Genomic DNA, 19,547 nt, shown 5'->3' on the forward strand with positions numbered 1-19,547 from the left:
TATTGTGACGCGTCAAATCATTGTAAGTACGCTTAGCCTATGCTATGCCACCTACTCGATCTCATTTTGAATGCATCCGTGTCATACGAAGAAAACCGAGACAATTCGATATGGCGAAGAGTCTCGGATATTCAATATCACTCTGTAGTTGCTTTCATATGTTACATTTCAGTCTTTTTAAGCATGACATAAATCGCATTAAAAAGGATGTTGTCCACCATTCACTCGATTAACAACTTTCTGGTGAACCTGCCGCCTGCGCTGTTCTAAATGAGCTACCACAACCACATGATGCAATCGCGTTCGGATTATCGATTTGAAAACCGCCACCCATTAAAGATTGTTTAAAGTCAATAGTTGTGCCATTTAAAATCGGCGCATCTTCTTTATCTACAAGTACTTTTAAACCGAAAAATTCAAGTACTTCATCATTTTCACCTGGTTCAGCTTCAGCAGTCATGCCGTACGTTAAACCTGTACAACCCCCACCGTTTACTTTCACTTTTAAATAACCATCTGCCATATCATTTTGCTTCAACATATCTTTCACTTCATATGCTGCTGCTTCTGTCAAATTGACTACTGCCATGTTTTAGCCTCCTTAAAAAGTCCACGTTTCTTCTATATGCTTATAAATATTTTGCAATAAATCGTCTGGCGTATCACCTTCAACTATATCACCATTCACAAGTGCGTAGAGTCCCGACGAACAAATCCCACAGTTTTGAAGGCAACCATAATCTAGAACATCCACTCCCGGATCATTTTCTAAAGTTTGGTAAACAACTTCTGAACCTCTCGCCATATTAGAAATACAAAACTCGACAATCGGATTCATTTTACACCCTCTTCTATGTTTTAATGTTATCAGTATAACAAATTTTAGAACGGACATCTATGAGACGGCTCATGTTAACGCTTCATCATACGCATCGATTGGATTGACAAAGTTGGTTTGTGAAAAATTTTGAAAGCACGTGTTTTCCTTTGTTTGTGTGGCTTTCGAAAAAGGGATATAATTAAATTTAGAGCTATGATCAATAACTTGAACGGTGCCTATTTCGTTTTGTGTGGAGTCCATTGCTGAAATAGATATCGGAATATACATCACTAAAGAGGGGTATCAAAATGAAGAATTTAGTATTGCTAGGCGGCGGTTATGGTAACATGCGCATTATGTCTAAAATTTTACCAGACGCGCTTCCAAATGATTATAATATGACGTTAATCGACCGGATGCCTTACCATGGGCTTAAAACAGAATTTTATGCATTAGCTGCTGGCTCTAAATCTGATAAAGAGGTACGTGTTAATTTCCCACAACATGACAGAACCCACACAGTATACGGAGAAATTACAGATATCGATTTAGACAATCAAATCATTTCTGTAGGTCAAACAAAAGTCGATTACGATGAACTAGTGATCGGTCTAGGCTGCGAAGATAAATACCACAATGTCCCAGGTGCTAAAGAATATACGTACAGCATCCAAACTTTACATGACGCTCGTAAAACTTACCACGACATTTCTGATCTTCCTACCAATGCAACTGTCGGTATTGTCGGTGCTGGTTTAAGTGGTATCGAACTCGCGAGTGCATTACGCGAAAGTCGTAGCGATTTGAAAATCTACTTATACGATCGCGGTGAGCGTATTTTAAATCAATTCCCTGAAAAATTAAGTAATTATGTTAAAAAATGGTTCGATCAACACGATGTCACAGTCGTGCCTAATTCGGATATCGTCAAAGTTGAACCAGGTATACTTTATAATAAAGAAACGAAAAATGAACACGACCTCATCGTCTGGACTGCAGGAATTCAACCTGTCGAAATCGTGCGAAATCTGCCTGTTGACTTAAGTCGTAGTAATCGCGTGATGGTGAACCAATATCACCAAATCCCAACGTATCCTAATGTATATGTTGTTGGAGACTGTGCGAACTTGCCACATGCCCCGAGCGCACAACTCGCTGAAGAACAAGCTGACCAAATCGCGATGGTGTTAACGACATTGTGGAAAGGGAAAAATTTACCTGAAAAAATGCCTGAAATTAAGATTCAAGGTTTTCTAGGTTCTTTAGGTGAAAAGAAAGGTTTTGCTTATTTGATGGATACAACGGTAACTGGACGTTTAGCTTCCATCTTGAAATCAGGCGTACTTTGGTTGTATAAATATCATAACGGATAGAAATTGAACTTTTACTGTTCATTTAAACGCTAATTTTATAAATGCCAAAACGAGCTTACGTTCCTATAGGCTCATCCTCGGAATGCGTGCCCATTTTGGCATTTTTATATTAGAGGTGCTACAATCACGCCCTAATGTTACGGAAATCAACTCAAAAGTGCATCAAATAAAATCTGATATCAAATAAAGTGAAACTGAGAACAAGTTTATGAAATCAAAAAACAATAGCATCAATTTTTTCTATCCCATTTACCCTCATTTTCCGACTGCTTTAAAATCATTAATGAATCATGAAACTTACGAAAGAATTAAGGCTAAAAACCTTCTATGCCCTAACCCCGCTATTGTTCTCTACTTCTCCTATTCTGCGGATACATCAAAGTTGCGTTCAATAAAACGTTTAATTGGTTTCAATTGAATATAACCATCTGCCACATATTCATCGTTCATCGTCACTAATGGGTAAAACAATTCATCTTCTTGAATTTGTTCAATAAACTGTATATCATGATCTGACAAATTATCTTGTGCCCCCATAATATCAATATATGTGTATTCAAAATCGATGTTTGGATATTTTCGTGGTAATAATGTTTTCAACCAATCATACGTGTTTTCCGAACTTGGTGCATTCACGCAACTTGCACAAACGACTTCTGCACCATACACAACGACACTTACTTTTTTCATAGCCATCCCCCTAATTGATTCGATAGATTTTTTGTACTGATTCTATTATAATAAAAAGATAAGGATAAAATGAACCATTTAAATTTGAAAGGAGGCATTACGCATGCCAACTGAAAATGCTACAATGTACGACCAAGTTGCAGAAGTCATTGAGAAATTACGCCCGTTCTTATTACGTGACGGTGGCGACTGTGAACTTGTCGACGTGGAAGATGGTATTGTAAAACTTCAATTACTCGGTGCTTGTGGCACATGCCCAAGTAGTACAATTACTTTAAAAGCTGGGATTGAACGTGCATTAGTAGAAGAAGTACCAGGTGTTGTCGAGGTCGAACAAGTATTCTAACAACATGTTTAATTCAATGTCGTATTTCATATGAGAAAAAAAGAAGATGAGACACAAAAAAATTTTTGATGCTATTGGTGCAGCATTCTGGTTTAACTCGCCCTCATATCCTACCATTTGTGTTTATGATTGCACTCATGGCTACGCGTTCCCAGGGACTGAACCTTCAACTCAATTCGACTTGATTATAATGTAAACAAGATAGATACCGAATTGGATTTTGAGAGTAGTAAAGAAAGCGTTTGTGTCACAAAGATGTCGTCGTATTGCCCCGCAAGGCTGACTAGACTTCTCAAAAGCATGCGCATTGAGAAGTCAGACAGCTACTGCGTTAAACGGTAACCACTTTTAATGTAAAAAAGTGACAGTTAGCAGTATGTAGTCAATTCCTCACGAGTTTCAGCTTTCTAGGCAATCTTACATTAAATAAAGTAAAACTAAGAGCAAGTTTATATAATCCAGAAAAACAATAGCATCAATTTTTCATCCAATTCATCCTCTTTTTTCTGCTGTTTTATAATCTTTAATGAATAGATAAAGGCTGGGAAAAGACAATAATCCCAGCTCTTTTTTATGTTGAAATGCTAACCCATTTTAACTTGATTGCGCGGTTTTTGACCTTCTAAAACGTCCTTAATATTTAATAAACACGTTTGGATCATTTGGTCACGTGTGAGTACAGTCGCACTACCGATATGTGGTGTTACAATGACGTTCGGATACTGCAGTAACGGATGATCTGTACGAATTGGTTCATCGCGCACGACATCTAAACCACAGCCGGCAATTTCTCCTGTTTCAATCGCTTCAACGAGATCTTCTTCAACAACTAAATCCCCACGACCGATATTAATGAAAATCGCATCCTTACGCATATTCTTGAATACTTCTTTATTGAATTTATTTTGCGTGTCAGGTGTAGACGGTGCCGTACAAATGACAAAATCACTTTCTTTAATCAATTTATCAAATGATGTGTAAAACGCACCTAATTCTTGTTCGGCTTGAATATTTCGCGAACGGTTGTGATACAAAATGTCAGCGTGGAATCCTTTTAAACGACGCGCAAAGGCACGACCGATCTCACCCATTCCATAAATACCAACTTTAGATTGATAAATATCTTTACCGGCTAACAAATAAGGGCCCCAGCTTTCCCATTTGCCATCTTGAACATATTTTTCTGCTTCTACGATACGTCGGGACGTTGCCATCATAAGCGCAAAGCCTAATTCAGCTGTTGTCTCAGTTAGCACATGTGGTGTGTTTGAAATCTCGACTTCATGTTGCGCTGCTGCTTGTAAATCAATATTGTCAAAACCTACAGCCATATTTGCGACAATTTTCAAATTCGGCGCCGCTTCAAATAAAGTGGCATCGATTTTTTCACTTAACGTGACAAGTATCGCTGTTTTATCTTGGACTGCTGCTATAAATTTCTCACGTGGCATAGGTGTCAATTCATGATCCCACATTTCAACTTCACCTAAAGTTTCAAGTCGTTCTACAAATTTCTGTGGAATACGTCGCGTTACTAAAATTTTTTCCATCTCTCATCACTCGCCTTTGATTAATTGTTCACGTAACTCATTCAAATCTTTCACACTATAAGTCGGCGGTACGTCACGTTGCATGACTTCTTCTTTCGACGTTACACCTGTTTGAACATGAATCGTATCGATGCCGAAGTTAATTCCTGCCATAATATCCGTGTCGTATAAATCACCAATCATCGCCACTTCATCTTTGTTCAGTTGTAGCACTTCTAACGATTTTTCCATGATAGGTGTTTCAGGTTTACCAATAAAAATCGGCTGTTGTTTAGATGATACCGTTACAACGCTTGTCAAAGAACCGTTGCCTGGTAAAAAGCCTTGTTCTTTAGGAATCGATGGGTCCGGATTGGTAGAAATAAATGTCGCACCGTTTTGAACGGCTAACGTTGCTGTCGTTAGTTTTTCATAAGTAATCGCTTCGTCCAAACCTACAACGACGTAATCGACATTGATGTCATTTTCAAGTTGTAAGCCCGCCTCTTCTAATGCTGTCGCTAATCCAGAGCCCCCAATCATAAAAACTGTGGCACCTGGTTTTTCACCATGGATATAATCTGCTGTTGCCATTGCTGACGTAATGACTTCTTGTGGCTTTGCGTCAATGGCCATCGTCGTTAGTTTTTCCACTACATCGACTGGTGCTTTCGTTGAGTTATTCGTCACATATAAATGTGGAATTTGATTTTCATTTAAGTAATCAATAAATTCAGATGCACCTTCAATTTTTTGATTACCTTTATACATCGTTCCATCCAAGTCGATTAAATAGCCTTTGTATGCTTTCATTGCTTATTGCGCTCCTTTTCCAAATGCTGTTACAGGGACATTTTCATTTTCTAAAAACTGTAAAACTTCTTCAATAAACTGCTCATAAAATGGGACTGTTTGATCAAATAATGGGATTAACTGCGCTATATCTAATGTATCGTAATAGTGCACGAACTGACGGCGCACATCTATCGTTTCGTGTAAAGCGTGTTGGGTCTCTTTAGAAATGGCACCCTCAAGCTCTAAAATATCAATGACGTCTTTATAATTGCCTGGGTCTCTCAAAATGAAGGCATCGATAATCATGTTGCCGATATCGACTGAGGACTCAATCAACATTTGTGCGACACGTTCAAATGCGTAATGATTTGATTTTACCGTCTCATAATCTTCAGTGAGTTGTTTTAAATATTTTAATTTCGTTTCTAATTGTGTTTTATCAACAAAATACACTTTATGGTCACCCCTATTCCCCTCTATCATATCATAATTTTGCATGCAACTTCATTTATCGCTATACTTGCCTTAACATGATTTTAAAGGAGTTACACACATGATAGATATGTTTTTATATGATGATATGGAACCTTCTCAAATTCGTTTTGTTGGCTTTGTTGGTGAGCATAGCCGTTATGATTTGGTGTTGATTCAAACGGATCGTCATTATGGTAAGACGTTAGTGTTAAATACGCAGACGAATAAGTTTGGGATTATTGGGACGGATGATTTAGAGGAAGAAGGTTATATTGCTTATATTTTGGGCGTGAGTGAAGAAGAGGGCGATGAGATTAGGGCTTATTTGCATGAAGTGATTCAGTAGTGGTAATTTTAAATCTTTGTTGTACATAGGTTATTTTTTGTTCGTTCGATTGCCGAACAGTGCTACGCTTTCCTAGGCGCTATCCCTTCAACGCAATTCAACTTGATTAAAGTGTATATTGGGATGTACCGAAATGGATTTGGGGAGCAGGACATAAATTTCATGTACAACAAAGATTTCGTCATACTGCCCCCGCAAGCTTGGCTAGGCTTCTCAAAAGTGCAAACCTTGAGCAATCAGACATCTACTGCGTTGAACACTAGCCACATTTAAAGTTAAATGACGTTATTGTTTTTTTACATCATCCCTCGGGATCTTTGCACGGTTTTTAACTATTATGGCGCAGGACATCTAATGTTACAGGTTTCTACAATTACTTTTCTTCTTCATGCCATTTTTCACCAATATTCTCACTTCATCATTTCAATCATTTTCTGTAGAGAGACTGGATCAAGATTTCCGCGTCATCAAACGTCTTGCAATGCTTATTTTTTTAGCGCTTTCCTCTGTTTCCTTCTTAACTGATCACAGTCAATACTTAATATCCCAAATAAAAAAACAGCACGCACACGATGAAGTTCACTATACTTCACTATGCACATGCTGCTCATATATCATTCGAATGATTTAATCTTGTATTGTCGGTTGTATTTTGACATCCTTCAATTTATCTATTGCATCAATAGGCGCATCATGTCCTAATTGTTGTTCGACTTCTGCTTTTGAAAGTCGACGTACGACAAAGTAGGCACATCCAAAATTACAATATTCATAGAGATAATCTTGTATCGTTGAAAAGCGTTTGTTAAAATCTGCTTTTTTATAGGAATCATGATAGAAGCCCTTTAATCTCAATTGATCGTAACCATAGTCCCCAACGACAAAGTCATATTTATCTAGAATTTCAGAATATCTCGCAATAAAATCATCTTCATTGAACCCATCTTTATATGACGTTAATAATTCAAAATAATGGTTTCCTACTTTAATCATACGTTCATCACCTGGTTCTTATAATTTAAGTTGTTCTTCACCAAGTCGATGTTTCGCTTTAGCTGCTTCATTTACTTGTTCATCTGCATGGTAAGAACTACGCACTAATGGACCCGCTTGACAATGTTTGAAGCCTTTTTCCATCGCAACTTTACGCAATTTACCAAATTCTAATGGTGTGTAGTATTTTTGTACTTTTAAATGTTTACGAGAAGGTTGTAAATATTGACCGATTGTTAAAATGTCTACACCGTTCGCACGTAAATCATCCATCGTTTCGTGAAGTTCTTCAATTGTTTCACCTAATCCCACCATAATACTTGATTTTGTTGGGATGTCTGGTTGCAACTCTTTAGAACGACGTAAAAATTCTAATGTACGATCGTAAGTGGCACGTGCACGCACTCTTGGTGTTAAACGACGTACTGTTTCGATATTGTGGTTTAAAATGTCCGGACGTGCAGCCATTAATGTTTCTAACGCTTCATAGTCGCCACCCATGTCAGAAGGTAAAATTTCAATTGTTGTGAATGGGTTAAGCTCGCGAACTTTGCGTACTGTTTCAGCGTATACATTTGAACCGGCATCTTTCAAGTCGTCACGCGCTACTGCAGTGATAACGACGTGTTTCAAGTTCATTTGTTTCACTGAATCAGCGACACGTTCTGGCTCACCTAAGTCCAACTCATTCGGTAAACCTGTTTTAACTGCACAGAAACGACATGCACGTGTACAAACATCACCCAAGATCATAAATGTAGCCGTACGACGCTCACCCCAGCACTCATGGATGTTTGGACATTTTGCTTCCTCACATACAGTATGTAGTCCTTTTTCGCGCATCATTTTCTTTAAGCCTGTGTAGTTCTCGTTTGTGTTTAACTTTATTTTAAGCCAATCTGGTTTGCGTAAAATTTCTTCATTTTTTGTAGCCATAACAGCGGAAAACCTCCCATAATTTATAGGTCTTACTCTATTATAACGAACTTTACAAGAAATTAAAATCTCCTGTTCATGCAAATTAAACCGTTAACAACTTTTCTTTAAATATGTCTCTCAAAAACTCAGGCATTAAGTATTGGATGTGACCGCCTTTTAAAGTTGGAAAATAGCGTCCAAACGTGTACATATCCACCGTCCCTAAAATATAAGTCGCCTCATCATCAATCTCTTTGCCATTCACAAAGTAGCGTTCACTCGATTCAATGTAGCCCGCATCATATAAAATATAACCGCCAAAGATGTCCCCACGAAAGCCTAGACCTTGCGCGTAATCGTACATATATTCTTGAGCACGGGCTTTCAATAGCACTTCTTTCAATTCAGCCCCTGTTAAACGAATACGTACGACATTGATTGGATGGGGCAACATTTGATGGATATCATATTCGGTTAATCGTTGTGCCGTGTAGCCTTTGACAATCAAACCTGCATTAATAATTGTACAGTCTGCTTCGGTAAATTCGTGCACGCTTTCAGCTAACAAATAACTCGCTTTTGTAATATGATTCATCGCACGTTGCAAAGTGATCGGTGTATCCACGACTGGTGCGTTGAGGAGTGCTTTCCCTTCCGCTTCAAAGTTTGTCTCAACTTCAGGCAGTTGCTCAAGTGGATGTAACATCGCAGTCTTCTCAATGACTTTACTGTTTTCTATCTCTAGCGTCACTTCCCCTAAATATTGACCGTACTTTCCTGCTGCCGCCATTAATACACCATTTTGAATTTCACCGTCTTCAAAGTAATGATGGGTATGGGCACCAAAGATAACATCAATTTCTGGTAGTGTTTCGCAAAGTTTCTCATCAAAAAAGATACCAACATGACTCAATACAATTAAAACGTCATATTCACCCTTATGCGCGGCGATTTCTTGTTGTATCGCATCAAGAGGATCAGTCACCACCCAATCTAGTGCGCGATAAAATGGGGTGAATGGCGCTGTTGCTGCGACATACATCACACGCACGCCTTCAATTTGTTCAATATAAGACGTCAAAAAGTTGTGTGGTAATTGACCTGATTCATCTAATACATTCGTACACGTCACTTTAAACTGTGCCTCATCGTACAATGCATTCAACGCTTCATGTGAAATCGTCATGCCCTCATTGTTTCCGATTGTCGCTACATCACATCCCGCTTCATTCAGGAGTTCTATATTGCGTTTCCCTAACGTGCCTTCTGTTACAGGTAAGGATAAATCGACATGATCGCCGATATCGACATAACGAGAAGGATGCGTTAATTGTGCACGTGCCTTTGTTAAATATGCTGTGATACGTGAATAAGCATGTAAATGACTGTGAATATCATTCGTATGATAAATCGTTAAACGCATAATCTCGCCTCACTTTTTAGTTAAAGAATGATTGTAAAATGAGATAAATCCCTAATCCTAGCATGACTAATCGTAAAATTAAAACTACGGTATCGGATTTGACCGTTTTATTTAATCTCACACCTAATTGTGCGCCGACCCAACTTGAAATGATCAAAATCAAACTGTACCCCCATAACACATGACCTAACATAATATGACCGATGGAACCAGTCACACTTGAGAAGAAAATCATCATCATACTTGTCCCTACTGCAATATGGGGTGGGAAACGGAATACAAGCAACATTAATGGTGTCATCAATGCACCACCGCCAATGCCAAATAAGCCTGCTGTTAAACCAATAATAAATGACGCAATAATCGCAATAGTTGGAACAACACCATAACGATAATGTTCACCGTGTGCATCTGTAAATGACTTCATATAGCGTTCTTGTTGGAAGGCTTTAATCGGTGGTATACGATGACGGACCATTAATAATACAGAGATGAGAATTAGAAACATCCCAAAGTATAAATTAAATGAATGTAGCGTTAAATATTGGCTTAAATAAGCACCAATCAACGCCCCTGGAATGATACCAATCGTGAATATGATGCCATTTTTTACATCCACTTGCTTTTGTTTTAAATAACCTACCGTTGAGGACAACCCTGTCGCAATTAAAATAATGGATGATGTACCAATTGCAGTTTGCGGTGTAATGCCCCCTAAAATATTTAACGTGACACCAAAATAAATTAATGTCGGTACAATGATAATGCCACCACCAATTCCAACTAAAGAACCGATAATAGCGGATAAAAATCCTACGAGAATAAGAATGATAATACTCAACGTCACGCCCTCCTCTAAAACAATTTAAGTTGTTGTGGTGCTAAATCTTCATAATCAATGCCTAAAAGTTTTTGAAAATACTTGGCATTTGCTGCAGCATGACCGCCTGAGTTGTTGTTAAACACGACATATACATGTTGCGCTTTTTGATTTAATAATGTCACTTTATCTGCTAATTGTTGTAATTCTTCAGCGTTATAATTATAAAGATACCGCACATCTCGCCATTCTTGGTCCGTCATATCCTTTTTCGTCCAACCATACTTGTTTCGTCCATGAAGTCGAACGAGTGCCGTTTGATGTGTAATGCGGTTCACTAATGGGACACTGCCTTCTCCTACTTGAGGTTCATCACATACCGAATGAATAAGTTGATTGTCTGTTAAAAATTGTAGCGTATGCTCTTTCATTTCGCCTTGGAACCAAGATTGATGACGAAATTCGATACATACCGGTACTTGTTCGAGTTGTGCGCGGACGTAGCGAATATATTTAATATTTTTAGCATTACAATCAAACCAAGGCGGAAACTGAACGAGGACCATCGCTAAACGATCTGCTTCAACTAAAGGTTGTAACATCCGTCGAAAATCATGAAATAAACTTTCAATCGTGTCTGCATAGTCGTGGTAATCTGCATGTAACGTCAGTGCTTGATGAATTTTGACGACGAATTTAAAGCGTTGTGGCGTTTCACTAATCCATTTCACAATATTACGTTCAGGTTGGATGGCATAATATGACGCATCTAATTCAACGACTGGAAAATGACTTGCATAAGTTTGTAATTTATCTGCTTTGCGCTGTAAATCTTCATACAAGGTGTCATGATCGCCCCACCCTGTTAGACCAATTTCTATCATTTTTATCACCGCCTTCATTTTATCATATCCACCACGATGATGTACGTGATGATGCCCCTCGTTTGTTGGAAAGCAGCATAGGGTATAATGGGATTAAAGACGTGCAAAAAGGAGTTTTTAATAATGGTAAAACAAATCAGTTACGGGGCACATGAAGACCAACATTATGACGTTTATGACAATGAACAGAAAACGTCACAAGCATGGATTGTTCTCATTCATGGCGGCTATTGGAGACAAAAATATAGTAAAGCGATGATGGATTTAATGATTGATACATTGATTGAAGCAGGCTATGCAGTAGTCAATGTGGAATATCGTCGCGGTACAGCACATCCATGGCCGATACCGAGCGACGATGTGGCAGCAGCAATTCAACATTTTAAAACTTCTACCTATCAACCACGACAACTGGTTGGCATCGGTCATTCCGTGGGTGGACAACTCGTTTTATTAAACGCAGAGTTATTCGATCAAATCGTCGCACTCGCACCTGTGACAGACGTCCTTTACACGTTACATCAACATTTAGGACAAAACGCTGCAGCAGAATATTTTGACTCTAGCTCAACCCATACGATGCGTGTAGCCTCACCTTTAATGCAAGCACCTATTGATGTCGATACACTCATTGTACACGGGTTTAACGACACTTCCGTACATATGGATACCACGCTCTCCTATGTCCAAGAAAACTACAAGCATGGTCAATATTTAACACTCTATGCCTTACCTTATTTAGACCATTTGGATTGTATTAATCCTGGCGCGACACACCTCAATATGTTATTGGAATGGCTCGCACACCGTACTGCAGGCGATACGGTATAGCGGACACATATGATGCACAGTTACATGTTGAATTATTCAGCTTGTGACTGTGCATTTTGAATCAATTGGTTGAAAAAATTAGCCACATCGTGATTTTGCGCGAGACGGCCACCTTGACCACTCCACATATGCATCCAGTTTGCATCGCCTACCATACCTGCCGCAGCTCAAATATGTTACGTTTAATCATTTTGTATTGGCTAAGGTAAAATGACCGGACCTTTTTCGCGAAAATGCTGAATCCATGCATTGTGAAGCGCTCTTGCAGGTTTTCTAATAATTTCATGTGTCAGAATCGCATCTGTTGCCACACTGTTAAAATCACTTGTTTATACACTGATTTTGCGGTGCTTTCATGTATTGTTAAAAAGGTTGTCGCCACTTAAGGGGCGCATACCATTGTCCCAATTAATGGCGTTGTCTCTTGATGATCATCAAATGTTGTACGGTGACCGCCTGCTTCACTTCCTTGTGCCACAACTAGCTGCTTCTACTGCTTTGACTTCTTCACCGGTTGTCACACTACCAATTAATACGATATCGGCTGCTTTCAAACGGTTGATTGTTTTTTCATCAGGAATTCCAAAAGTGAACTGCAAATCGAAACGTGTTGTTGAATGACAATGTCAATCAATATGTCACATATGGAAGGGTCGGTATCGCCAATTGTTGGTTGTTCAAGATTTAATGCTGGGCGATATGGTGTTAAAAAGTCGTTCATCGCCGCCACAGCTTCATCTTTATATGAAAATGACTCTGGCACATATAAATTTACTGAAAAAGACTTGGATGTGCGTGCTTTCACTTTTAAAATTTCTTATTCGAGTACTGCCGAGGTCATATAACATGTACCAATCGTCGCAAGTCCACCTAATTCGCTGACCGCGTTGCGACGAGTTCTGGTGTCATTCTCTCAGCCATTCCTACATGTATAATTGGATAGTCAATTTGACATTGTTCTGTCACCTTTGTTTTACACCACATCGTCAAGTCACCTTAAATTTTAAAAAAAGCTGGGTCACAATGAAATGTTCCCAGCCATTTTCTATATTTTTATGTCACTTTAACGGATTTGTTTCAATTTATCGCTTTCTTCGCGATCCATCTCATCTTCAATCTCCATACCTAACATCTCTTCAATCAAATCTTCATGTGTCACAATCGCATCTGTACCACCATATTCATCAAGTACAATAGCCATATGTTTACGTGTGACCGTCATCTTTCTCAATACCCATTCAGCACGGTTATGTTCATAAACAAACAACGGCTCTGAACAGAAATCTGTCACTGCTTTATCGGGTGTTTTACTCCAAGCTAACAAATATTTAGAATGAAACACACCTACCACATTATCGATATCGCCTTCATATACTGGATAACGCGTGTATGGATGGTTCATCACAATGTCATACACTTCATCATACGTATCCTCTACAGATAGTGATGTCACATTCACACGCGGAGTATTGCTGACATCATTCAACTTCAAACGATCAAAATCCATAACCCCTTGAATACGATTCCGTTCCATTTCGTTAAATGCGCCTTCCGTACCTGCAATCGACACCATCGTACGCACTTCTTCTTTGGACATACCTTGATTTTCTTGTCCACGTGACAATATACGATTAATGCCATCTGTTAAAGCATTCAACACGACCGTTATCGGTTTAAATACGATGACACAAAGGCGTATCACTGGAAATACAAAACGTGCAATTGGATCTGGAAATGTTGCGGCTACGGATTTCGGAATCACTTCAGCAAATACGATAATGACGACCGTTAACACCGCGGACGCAATACCGACACTTAGGCCTATATCTACTGCTAAAATCGTGACTAATGTCGGTAACAAAATATTCGCAATGTTATTACCAATTAAAATAGTGGTAATGAATTCACTCGGTTTTTCTAATAACTTCAATAATTTCGCGGATCTTTGGTGATTCTGGTCCGCTTCTGATTTTAATTTGACCTTGTTTGCTGCGGTAAGTGCCGTTTCACTCCCCGAAAAGAAACAAGAGACAATGATGAGTAAAATGATCGCAATGATCATTAAGCAGTTCCCCCTCTTAATCTCTAGCATAAGAAAATAGTCAATATGTTAAACCCATTTTCATTTTTCAACTGTTTTATAATTAACAATGCGCAATAAAAACATGAGAAAGAAGATGATGAGAAAGCTTAATGTCTCACCCTATCTCCTACTATATCATGCACATCATTTCTACTTCCCTATCATCTCAAACCTTATACACCGAAAATACATACCGGCAATCATAGTATTATTGTGTCTGAACGATAGCTAAATTGCAAATGAATCACACATAATACCTGCATGATTTTCATACATTTTTGGATTTGCGTGAGTAATAGGTTGCGCATTTTTTTAATAACGCCATAAAATGTGCACCTTCATAATATGTTTTAGTGGCACGATCTAACATCAATTTGTTTAAACTGACTGAATCGATAGGCGTGTCACTCCCATTAATATATATGTCCATGGTGTAACCTTCACGATTGAAAGCGTCATAAAAATGAACAAGTTCGCCTAACACTAACCCAGTCGGCTTCTCGTCATACCCAAACTGATGGTGACTTGTGTTGATCATCATAAGCTTTTTCATATAGTCTATCCTTTCTGAATTAAGGTAGCGACATAAAAAAACTTGTGTAAAATAAATACCTCTTTATTTTGAACATAATCAAAATAAAGAGGTATCAAAAAGGTAGTTTTCGACAATCAAAATCGCTCAACCATGCCTACTCAGCTTATCCGATACTACCTTCCATCTCGAACTTGATGAGACGGTTCATTTCAACAGCATATTCCATTGGCAATTCTTTTGTAAATGGTTCAATGAAGCCCATTACGATCATCTCAGTCGCTTCTTCTTCAGAAATACCACGAGACATGAGGTAGAACAATTGCTCTTCAGATACTTTAGAAACTTTCGCTTCGTGTTCTAATGAAATGTGGTCATTGAAAATTTCGTTGTAAGGAATTGTATCGGATGTCGATTGGTTATCTAAAATTAGCGTATCACATTCGATGTTTGAACGTGCGCCCTTCGCTTTACGTCCAAAGTGTACAATACCGCGGTATACTACTTTACCGCCGTCTTTAGAAATAGATTTTGAAACGATTGTTGAAGATGTGTTTGGTGCTTTATGAATCATTTTAGCACCTGCATCTTGAACTTGGCCTTTACCCGCAAAAGCGATAGATAATGTGCTACCTTTTGCACCTTCACCAAGTAACACACATGCTGGATATTTCATTGTTAATTTCGAACCTAAGTTACCGTCAACCCATTCCATGTTTCCATTTTCATGAACGAATGTACGCTTTGTCACAAGGTTATACACGTTGTTTGCCCAGTTTTGAATCGTTGTATAACGAACGTGCGCATCTTTGTGTACAATGATTTCAACAACTGCCGAGTGCAATGAGTTCGTTGTGTACACTGGTGCTGTACAACCTTCAACATAGTTTACAGATGCACCTTCGTCAGCAATGATTAATGTACGTTCGAATTGACCCATGTTTTCTGAGTTAATACGGAAATACGCTTGTAATGGTGTGTCCAATTTCACATTTTTCGGTACGTAAATGAATGAACCACCTGACCATACTGCTGAGTTCAATGCTGCGAACTTGTTGTCAGCTGCTGGAATGACAGATGCAAAATATTCTTTGAAAAGTTCTTCGTTTTCTTTTAATGCTGTATCTGTGTCTTTGAAGATAATACCTTTTTCTTCAAGTTCTTTTTCCATGTTATGGTAAACCACTTCTGATTCATATTGTGCAGATACACCTGCTAAATATTTTTGCTCAGCTTCTGGAATACCTAATTTATCGAAAGTACGTTTAATTTCTTCAGGCACTTCATCCCAAGAACGCTCTGAACGCTCTGACGGTTTAACATAATACGTAATATCGTCAAAGTCTAATTCAGATAAGTCGCCGCCCCATTGTGGCATTGGCATTTTATAAAACTGTTTTAACGATTTTAAACGAAAGTCCAACATCCATTCAGGTTCGCTTTTCATTCTTGAAATTTCACGTACAATATTTTCTGTTAAGCCACGTTCTGATCTAAAAATCGATACGTCTTCATCATGGAAGCCATATTTATAATCGCCTACATCAGGTGCTTTTTTAGCCATCAATCATCACTCCTATTTCTAATTCATTCATGAGTGCCTTATGACAACTCATTTTCAACTCTATCGTAATCGTTGTGTAAAAAGTTCTCACAAACGACTATTCTTCACTTTTGCCTTCTTTTTCTACAGTACCCTTTTCAAGTGCTTTCCATGCAAGTGTGGCACATTTAATACGGGCTGGGAATTGAGAAACACCTTGTAAGGCTTCAATATCTCCCATTTCCTCAGTGATTTCATAATCTTCACCGAGCATCATTTTCGTAAATTCTTGGCTCATTTGCATGGCTTCTTTTAAACTATGCCCTTTAATCGCTTCAGTCATCATCGACGCGCTCGACATCGAAATCGAACAACCTTCACCTTCAAATTTCGCATCACGAATGACACCCTCTGCAATATCAAATGTTAAGCGGATACGGTCACCACAAGTGGGATTGTTCATATCGACAGTCATCGTCCCGTCTTCAATGACACCTTTGTTGCGAGGGTTTTTATAATGATCCATAATCACCGAACGATATAATTGGTCTAGATTATTAAAATTCATATGAGAAAAACTCCTTCGTTTGTTTCAATCCTTCGACAAGTTGATCGATATCTTCTTTTGTATTATAGATATAAAAACTTGCACGCGCTGTTGAAGAAACGTTTAACCATTTCATTAATGGTTGTGCACAATGGTGACCTGCACGCACTGCAACACCTTCAGTATCCAAAGCAGTCGCAACGTCATGTGGATGTACATCTTTAAGATTAAACGTAATAATACCTGCACGTTTGTCTTTAGACGGCCCGTAAATGTCGATGCCTTCAATTTGTGACATTTGTTCATAGGCATACGTTGTTAAAGCTTGTTCATGTTCATGAATCGCATCAAAGCCAATGGACTCAATGTATTCAATAGCTGCTTGTAAGCCAATAGCTTGAGCTATTAAAGGTGTGCCTGCTTCAAACTTAGTCGGTAAGTCTGTCCAAGTACTGTCATACAAGTCCACAAAATCAATCATATCGCCACCGAACTCAGTAGGCTCCATTTGATTCAAGTGTTCTCGTTTTCCATAAAGGACACCTATTCCTGTTGGTCCAAGCATTTTATGGCCACTAAAACTATAAAAATCAACATTCAAATCTTGAACATCTACTTTCATATGTGGAACAGACTGTGCACCATCAACTGAAATAATCGCACCATGTTCATGCGCAATTTCTGCAATAGCTTTAATATCATTAATTGTTCCTAATACGTTAGAAACATGCGCGATTGCTACAATTTTCGTACGTTCTGAAACTGTCTCACGCACAGCTTCTAACGTAATCGTACCATCTTCTGCCATTGGGATAAATTTTAATGTCGCACCTTGACGTTTCGCAAGTTGTTGCCAAGGGACGAGGTTCGCATGGTGCTCCATTTGTGTGACAACAATTTCGTCACCTTCACCGACATTGGCATCTCCATAACTATGCGCAATCATATTAATTGCTGCTGTTGTACCACGAGTAAAAATAATCTCTTCAAAATATTTCGCATGGATAAAACGACGGACTGTTTCGCGCGCCCCTTCGTAACCATCTGTCGCAAGCGAACCGAGTGTATGCACCCCACGATGTACGTTCGAATTGTAACGCTCGTAGTAATCTGACAAGGCGTCAATCACTTGCTTTGGTTTTTGACTTGTTGCTGTTGAATCCAAATATGCAAGACGTTTTCCATTGACTTGTTGTTCCAAAATGGGAAAGTCTTTAATAATTGCTTCTACATTTAGTTTTGTATCGGCCACTACAATCACAGACCTTTCTTGAATTGTATTATTTGCCTACTTTCAGCTCAATCACTTCACGTAATTGACGTTGAACATCTTCAATTGGTAATTCACGTACAACTGGATCTAAGAAACCGTGAATAACAAGACGTTCTGATTCTGATTGCGAAATACCACGACTCATAAGGTAATAAAGTTGTTCTGGATCTACACGACCTACTGATGCTGCGTGTCCTGCTTCTACATCGTCTTCATCGATTAATAGAATTGGGTTCGCATCACCACGTGCATTTTCAGAAAGCATGAGCACACGTGATTCTTGGTTAGCTGATGAACCTGAACCGCCGTGCTTAATATGACCAATACCATTAAAGATTGAAGAAGCGTTCTCTTTCATCACACCATGCTTCAAGATATAGCCGTCTGTTTCTTTACCGTATTGCACAATACGAGATGTTAAGTTAATTGTTTGTGTACCACGTCCAACCACAACTGATTTAAGCTCAGAAGATGAACGGTCACCAATTAAGTTCGTTGTGTTATCGATAATTTGGTCGCCTTCATTCATTAAACCTAATGACCAACGAATAGAGGCATCTGCTGCAGTCACACCACGACGAATGATATGACCTGTAAAACCTTGATCTAAAAAGTCAACAGAACCATATGAAATGTTAGAGTTCGCGCCAGCAACCACTTCCGAAATAATATTCAATTGGTTTCCTTCGCCACTCGCTGTTGATAAATAGTTTTCTACGTATGTCACTTCAGCACTTTCTTCAGTCACTAATAAAACATGGTTGAAGAAACTTGCATTGTCATCGTCATGAAGCACAACATATTGAATCGGATGTTCAACAACAACATTTTTCGGCACATAGACGAAAATACCTCCGTTCATTAATGCCGTGTGTAACGCTGTCAAACGATGCTCATCAACAGTCACTGCATCTTTCATGAAGTATTTTTCTACCAAATCACTATGGTTCACTAACGCTTCTTGAATGTGTTCAATAATCACACCGTCTTGTTGCGCTTTTTCATTGACTTTTGTATATGCCAGCGTGTTATTGTGTTGAATCACTAAGTTTTCAGTGTTTTCGACGTTAATAATACGATCGATTTCTTTCGGTAATTCTTTTAAATCGTTATATACAGCACCTTCTGTTTCATGCTGTTTAAATGAGTCAAAATCCCATTTCGTTAATTTTGTTTTATCTGGTTTAGGCATTTCTAAAGATTCGACTTGTTGAAGTGCTTTTTTTCTTAATTCAGTCATCCACGAAGGTTCGTTATGGGCTTGTGAATAATCAACAAGTTGCGCTTCAGAAATATTTAATGTTTCAGTCGTCATAATTATTTCCTC

General features: G+C 38.6%; 24 protein-coding genes. 5 read left to right on the top strand and 19 right to left on the bottom strand.

Annotated elements, in window-relative coordinates; all coding sequences use genetic code 11:
- Positions 1-229 precede the first annotated feature (229 nt).
- Complete coding sequence (locus BJK46_RS01900) at positions 230-589, bottom strand: HesB/IscA family protein (RefSeq protein WP_014614425.1); 360 nt, start codon at positions 587-589, stop codon at positions 230-232.
- Positions 590-601: 12 nt separating this feature from the next.
- Entirely contained in the window at positions 602-838 is a 237-nt protein-coding gene (locus BJK46_RS01905) for a YuzB family protein (RefSeq protein ID WP_014614426.1), read from the bottom strand.
- A gap of 290 nt (positions 839-1,128) precedes the next feature.
- On the opposite strand from BJK46_RS01905, the gene BJK46_RS01910 reads away from it, so the two are divergent.
- Positions 1,129-2,193 carry an NAD(P)/FAD-dependent oxidoreductase gene (locus BJK46_RS01910; protein ID WP_015728861.1) on the top strand — a complete coding sequence of 355 codons (1,065 nt, stop codon included), beginning with the start codon at positions 1,129-1,131 and terminating at the stop codon, positions 2,191-2,193.
- A 360-nt stretch (positions 2,194-2,553) separates the two neighbouring features.
- Here BJK46_RS01910 and BJK46_RS01915 read toward each other — a convergent pair whose 3' ends face one another.
- Positions 2,554-2,883 (bottom strand): YuzD family protein, encoded by a 330-nt coding sequence (locus BJK46_RS01915; protein WP_103263528.1) that lies wholly within the window; start codon positions 2,881-2,883, stop codon positions 2,554-2,556.
- A gap of 103 nt (positions 2,884-2,986) precedes the next feature.
- Between BJK46_RS01915 and BJK46_RS01920 the strand changes: the two genes are divergently transcribed.
- On the top strand, positions 2,987-3,229 hold the full coding sequence (locus BJK46_RS01920) for a NifU family protein (protein WP_014614429.1): 243 nt from the start codon (positions 2,987-2,989) through the stop codon (positions 3,227-3,229).
- A gap of 584 nt (positions 3,230-3,813) precedes the next feature.
- On the opposite strand, the gene BJK46_RS01925 is transcribed toward BJK46_RS01920, so the two are convergent.
- The 3 genes from BJK46_RS01925 to BJK46_RS01935 are packed head-to-tail and all read right to left on the bottom strand — an operon-like array spanning position 3,814 to position 6,006.
- Positions 3,814-4,779 (bottom strand): 2-hydroxyacid dehydrogenase, encoded by a 966-nt coding sequence (locus BJK46_RS01925; protein ID WP_014614430.1) that lies wholly within the window; start codon positions 4,777-4,779, stop codon positions 3,814-3,816.
- A 6-nt stretch (positions 4,780-4,785) separates the two neighbouring features.
- Entirely contained in the window at positions 4,786-5,571 is a 786-nt protein-coding gene (locus BJK46_RS01930; protein WP_037543552.1) for a TIGR01457 family HAD-type hydrolase, read from the bottom strand.
- A gap of 3 nt (positions 5,572-5,574) precedes the next feature.
- Positions 5,575-6,006: a DUF86 domain-containing protein gene (locus BJK46_RS01935; protein ID WP_031253621.1), complete on the bottom strand. Its 432-nt coding sequence runs from the start codon at positions 6,004-6,006 to the stop codon at positions 5,575-5,577.
- A 100-nt stretch (positions 6,007-6,106) separates the two neighbouring features.
- Between BJK46_RS01935 and BJK46_RS01940 the strand changes: the two genes are divergently transcribed.
- Positions 6,107-6,373, top strand: a complete 267-nt coding sequence (locus BJK46_RS01940; RefSeq protein WP_096533850.1) for a DUF3055 domain-containing protein — start codon at positions 6,107-6,109, stop codon at positions 6,371-6,373.
- Between the two features lie 627 nt (positions 6,374-7,000).
- Here BJK46_RS01940 and BJK46_RS01945 read toward each other — a convergent pair.
- From BJK46_RS01945 to BJK46_RS01965, 5 genes are all read right to left on the bottom strand, one after another.
- Positions 7,001-7,366, bottom strand: a complete 366-nt coding sequence (locus BJK46_RS01945; RefSeq protein WP_103263529.1) for a YutD family protein — start codon at positions 7,364-7,366, stop codon at positions 7,001-7,003.
- Positions 7,367-7,384: 18 nt separating this feature from the next.
- Positions 7,385-8,302 (bottom strand): lipoyl synthase, encoded by a 918-nt coding sequence (gene lipA / locus BJK46_RS01950; protein ID WP_014614435.1) that lies wholly within the window; start codon positions 8,300-8,302, stop codon positions 7,385-7,387.
- Between the two features lie 85 nt (positions 8,303-8,387).
- The gene (locus BJK46_RS01955; RefSeq protein ID WP_103263530.1) at positions 8,388-9,707 is read right to left on the bottom strand and encodes a bifunctional metallophosphatase/5'-nucleotidase; all 1,320 of its coding nucleotides are present in this window, start codon (positions 9,705-9,707) and stop codon (positions 8,388-8,390) included.
- Positions 9,708-9,723: 16 nt separating this feature from the next.
- Positions 9,724-10,554 carry a sulfite exporter TauE/SafE family protein gene (locus BJK46_RS01960; protein WP_041613273.1) on the bottom strand — a complete coding sequence of 277 codons (831 nt, stop codon included), beginning with the start codon at positions 10,552-10,554 and terminating at the stop codon, positions 9,724-9,726.
- Positions 10,555-10,562: 8 nt separating this feature from the next.
- Positions 10,563-11,411 carry a DUF72 domain-containing protein gene (locus tag BJK46_RS01965; protein WP_103263531.1) on the bottom strand — a complete coding sequence of 283 codons (849 nt, stop codon included), beginning with the start codon at positions 11,409-11,411 and terminating at the stop codon, positions 10,563-10,565.
- Positions 11,412-11,534: 123 nt separating this feature from the next.
- Here BJK46_RS01965 and BJK46_RS01970 point away from each other — a divergent pair, with 123 nt between their 5' ends.
- Positions 11,535-12,242: an alpha/beta hydrolase family protein gene (locus BJK46_RS01970; RefSeq protein WP_103263532.1), complete on the top strand. Its 708-nt coding sequence runs from the start codon at positions 11,535-11,537 to the stop codon at positions 12,240-12,242.
- A 32-nt stretch (positions 12,243-12,274) separates the two neighbouring features.
- Here the strand turns inward: BJK46_RS01970 and BJK46_RS12550 are convergent, their stop codons facing one another.
- Both BJK46_RS12550 and BJK46_RS12370 read right to left on the bottom strand, forming a co-directional pair.
- The gene (locus BJK46_RS12550) at positions 12,275-12,397 is read right to left on the bottom strand and encodes a hypothetical protein (protein ID WP_014614440.1); all 123 of its coding nucleotides are present in this window, start codon (positions 12,395-12,397) and stop codon (positions 12,275-12,277) included.
- Between the two features lie 306 nt (positions 12,398-12,703).
- Complete coding sequence (locus BJK46_RS12370; RefSeq protein ID WP_015728855.1) at positions 12,704-12,841, bottom strand: hypothetical protein; 138 nt, start codon at positions 12,839-12,841, stop codon at positions 12,704-12,706.
- A gap of 18 nt (positions 12,842-12,859) precedes the next feature.
- Between BJK46_RS12370 and BJK46_RS12375 the strand changes: the two genes are divergently transcribed.
- Positions 12,860-13,087, top strand: a complete 228-nt coding sequence (locus BJK46_RS12375) for a hypothetical protein (RefSeq protein WP_015728854.1) — start codon at positions 12,860-12,862, stop codon at positions 13,085-13,087.
- 218 nt (positions 13,088-13,305) lie between these two features.
- Here BJK46_RS12375 and BJK46_RS01980 read toward each other — a convergent pair whose 3' ends face one another.
- From BJK46_RS01980 to sufD, 6 genes are all read right to left on the bottom strand, one after another.
- Positions 13,306-14,304 carry a hemolysin family protein gene (locus BJK46_RS01980; protein ID WP_014614441.1) on the bottom strand — a complete coding sequence of 333 codons (999 nt, stop codon included), beginning with the start codon at positions 14,302-14,304 and terminating at the stop codon, positions 13,306-13,308.
- A 289-nt stretch (positions 14,305-14,593) separates the two neighbouring features.
- Positions 14,594-14,878, bottom strand: a complete 285-nt coding sequence (locus tag BJK46_RS01985) for a type 1 glutamine amidotransferase family protein (protein ID WP_070407539.1) — start codon at positions 14,876-14,878, stop codon at positions 14,594-14,596.
- Positions 14,879-15,023: 145 nt separating this feature from the next.
- The gene (sufB, locus tag BJK46_RS01990) at positions 15,024-16,421 is read right to left on the bottom strand and encodes a Fe-S cluster assembly protein SufB (protein WP_014614443.1); all 1,398 of its coding nucleotides are present in this window, start codon (positions 16,419-16,421) and stop codon (positions 15,024-15,026) included.
- A 97-nt stretch (positions 16,422-16,518) separates the two neighbouring features.
- The gene (gene sufU / locus BJK46_RS01995; protein ID WP_014614444.1) at positions 16,519-16,968 is read right to left on the bottom strand and encodes a Fe-S cluster assembly sulfur transfer protein SufU; all 450 of its coding nucleotides are present in this window, start codon (positions 16,966-16,968) and stop codon (positions 16,519-16,521) included.
- Complete coding sequence (locus BJK46_RS02000; RefSeq protein WP_014614445.1) at positions 16,958-18,199, bottom strand: cysteine desulfurase; 1,242 nt, start codon at positions 18,197-18,199, stop codon at positions 16,958-16,960. Before BJK46_RS02000 ends, sufU begins: the two co-directional genes overlap by 11 nt.
- 28 nt (positions 18,200-18,227) lie before the next feature.
- Positions 18,228-19,535 (bottom strand): Fe-S cluster assembly protein SufD, encoded by a 1,308-nt coding sequence (gene sufD, locus BJK46_RS02005; protein ID WP_037543686.1) that lies wholly within the window; start codon positions 19,533-19,535, stop codon positions 18,228-18,230.
- Positions 19,536-19,547: the final 12 nt, after the last annotated feature.

Source organism: Staphylococcus pseudintermedius, from assembly GCF_001792775.2.
Taxonomy (GTDB): Bacteria; Bacillota; Bacilli; order Staphylococcales; family Staphylococcaceae; genus Staphylococcus; species Staphylococcus pseudintermedius.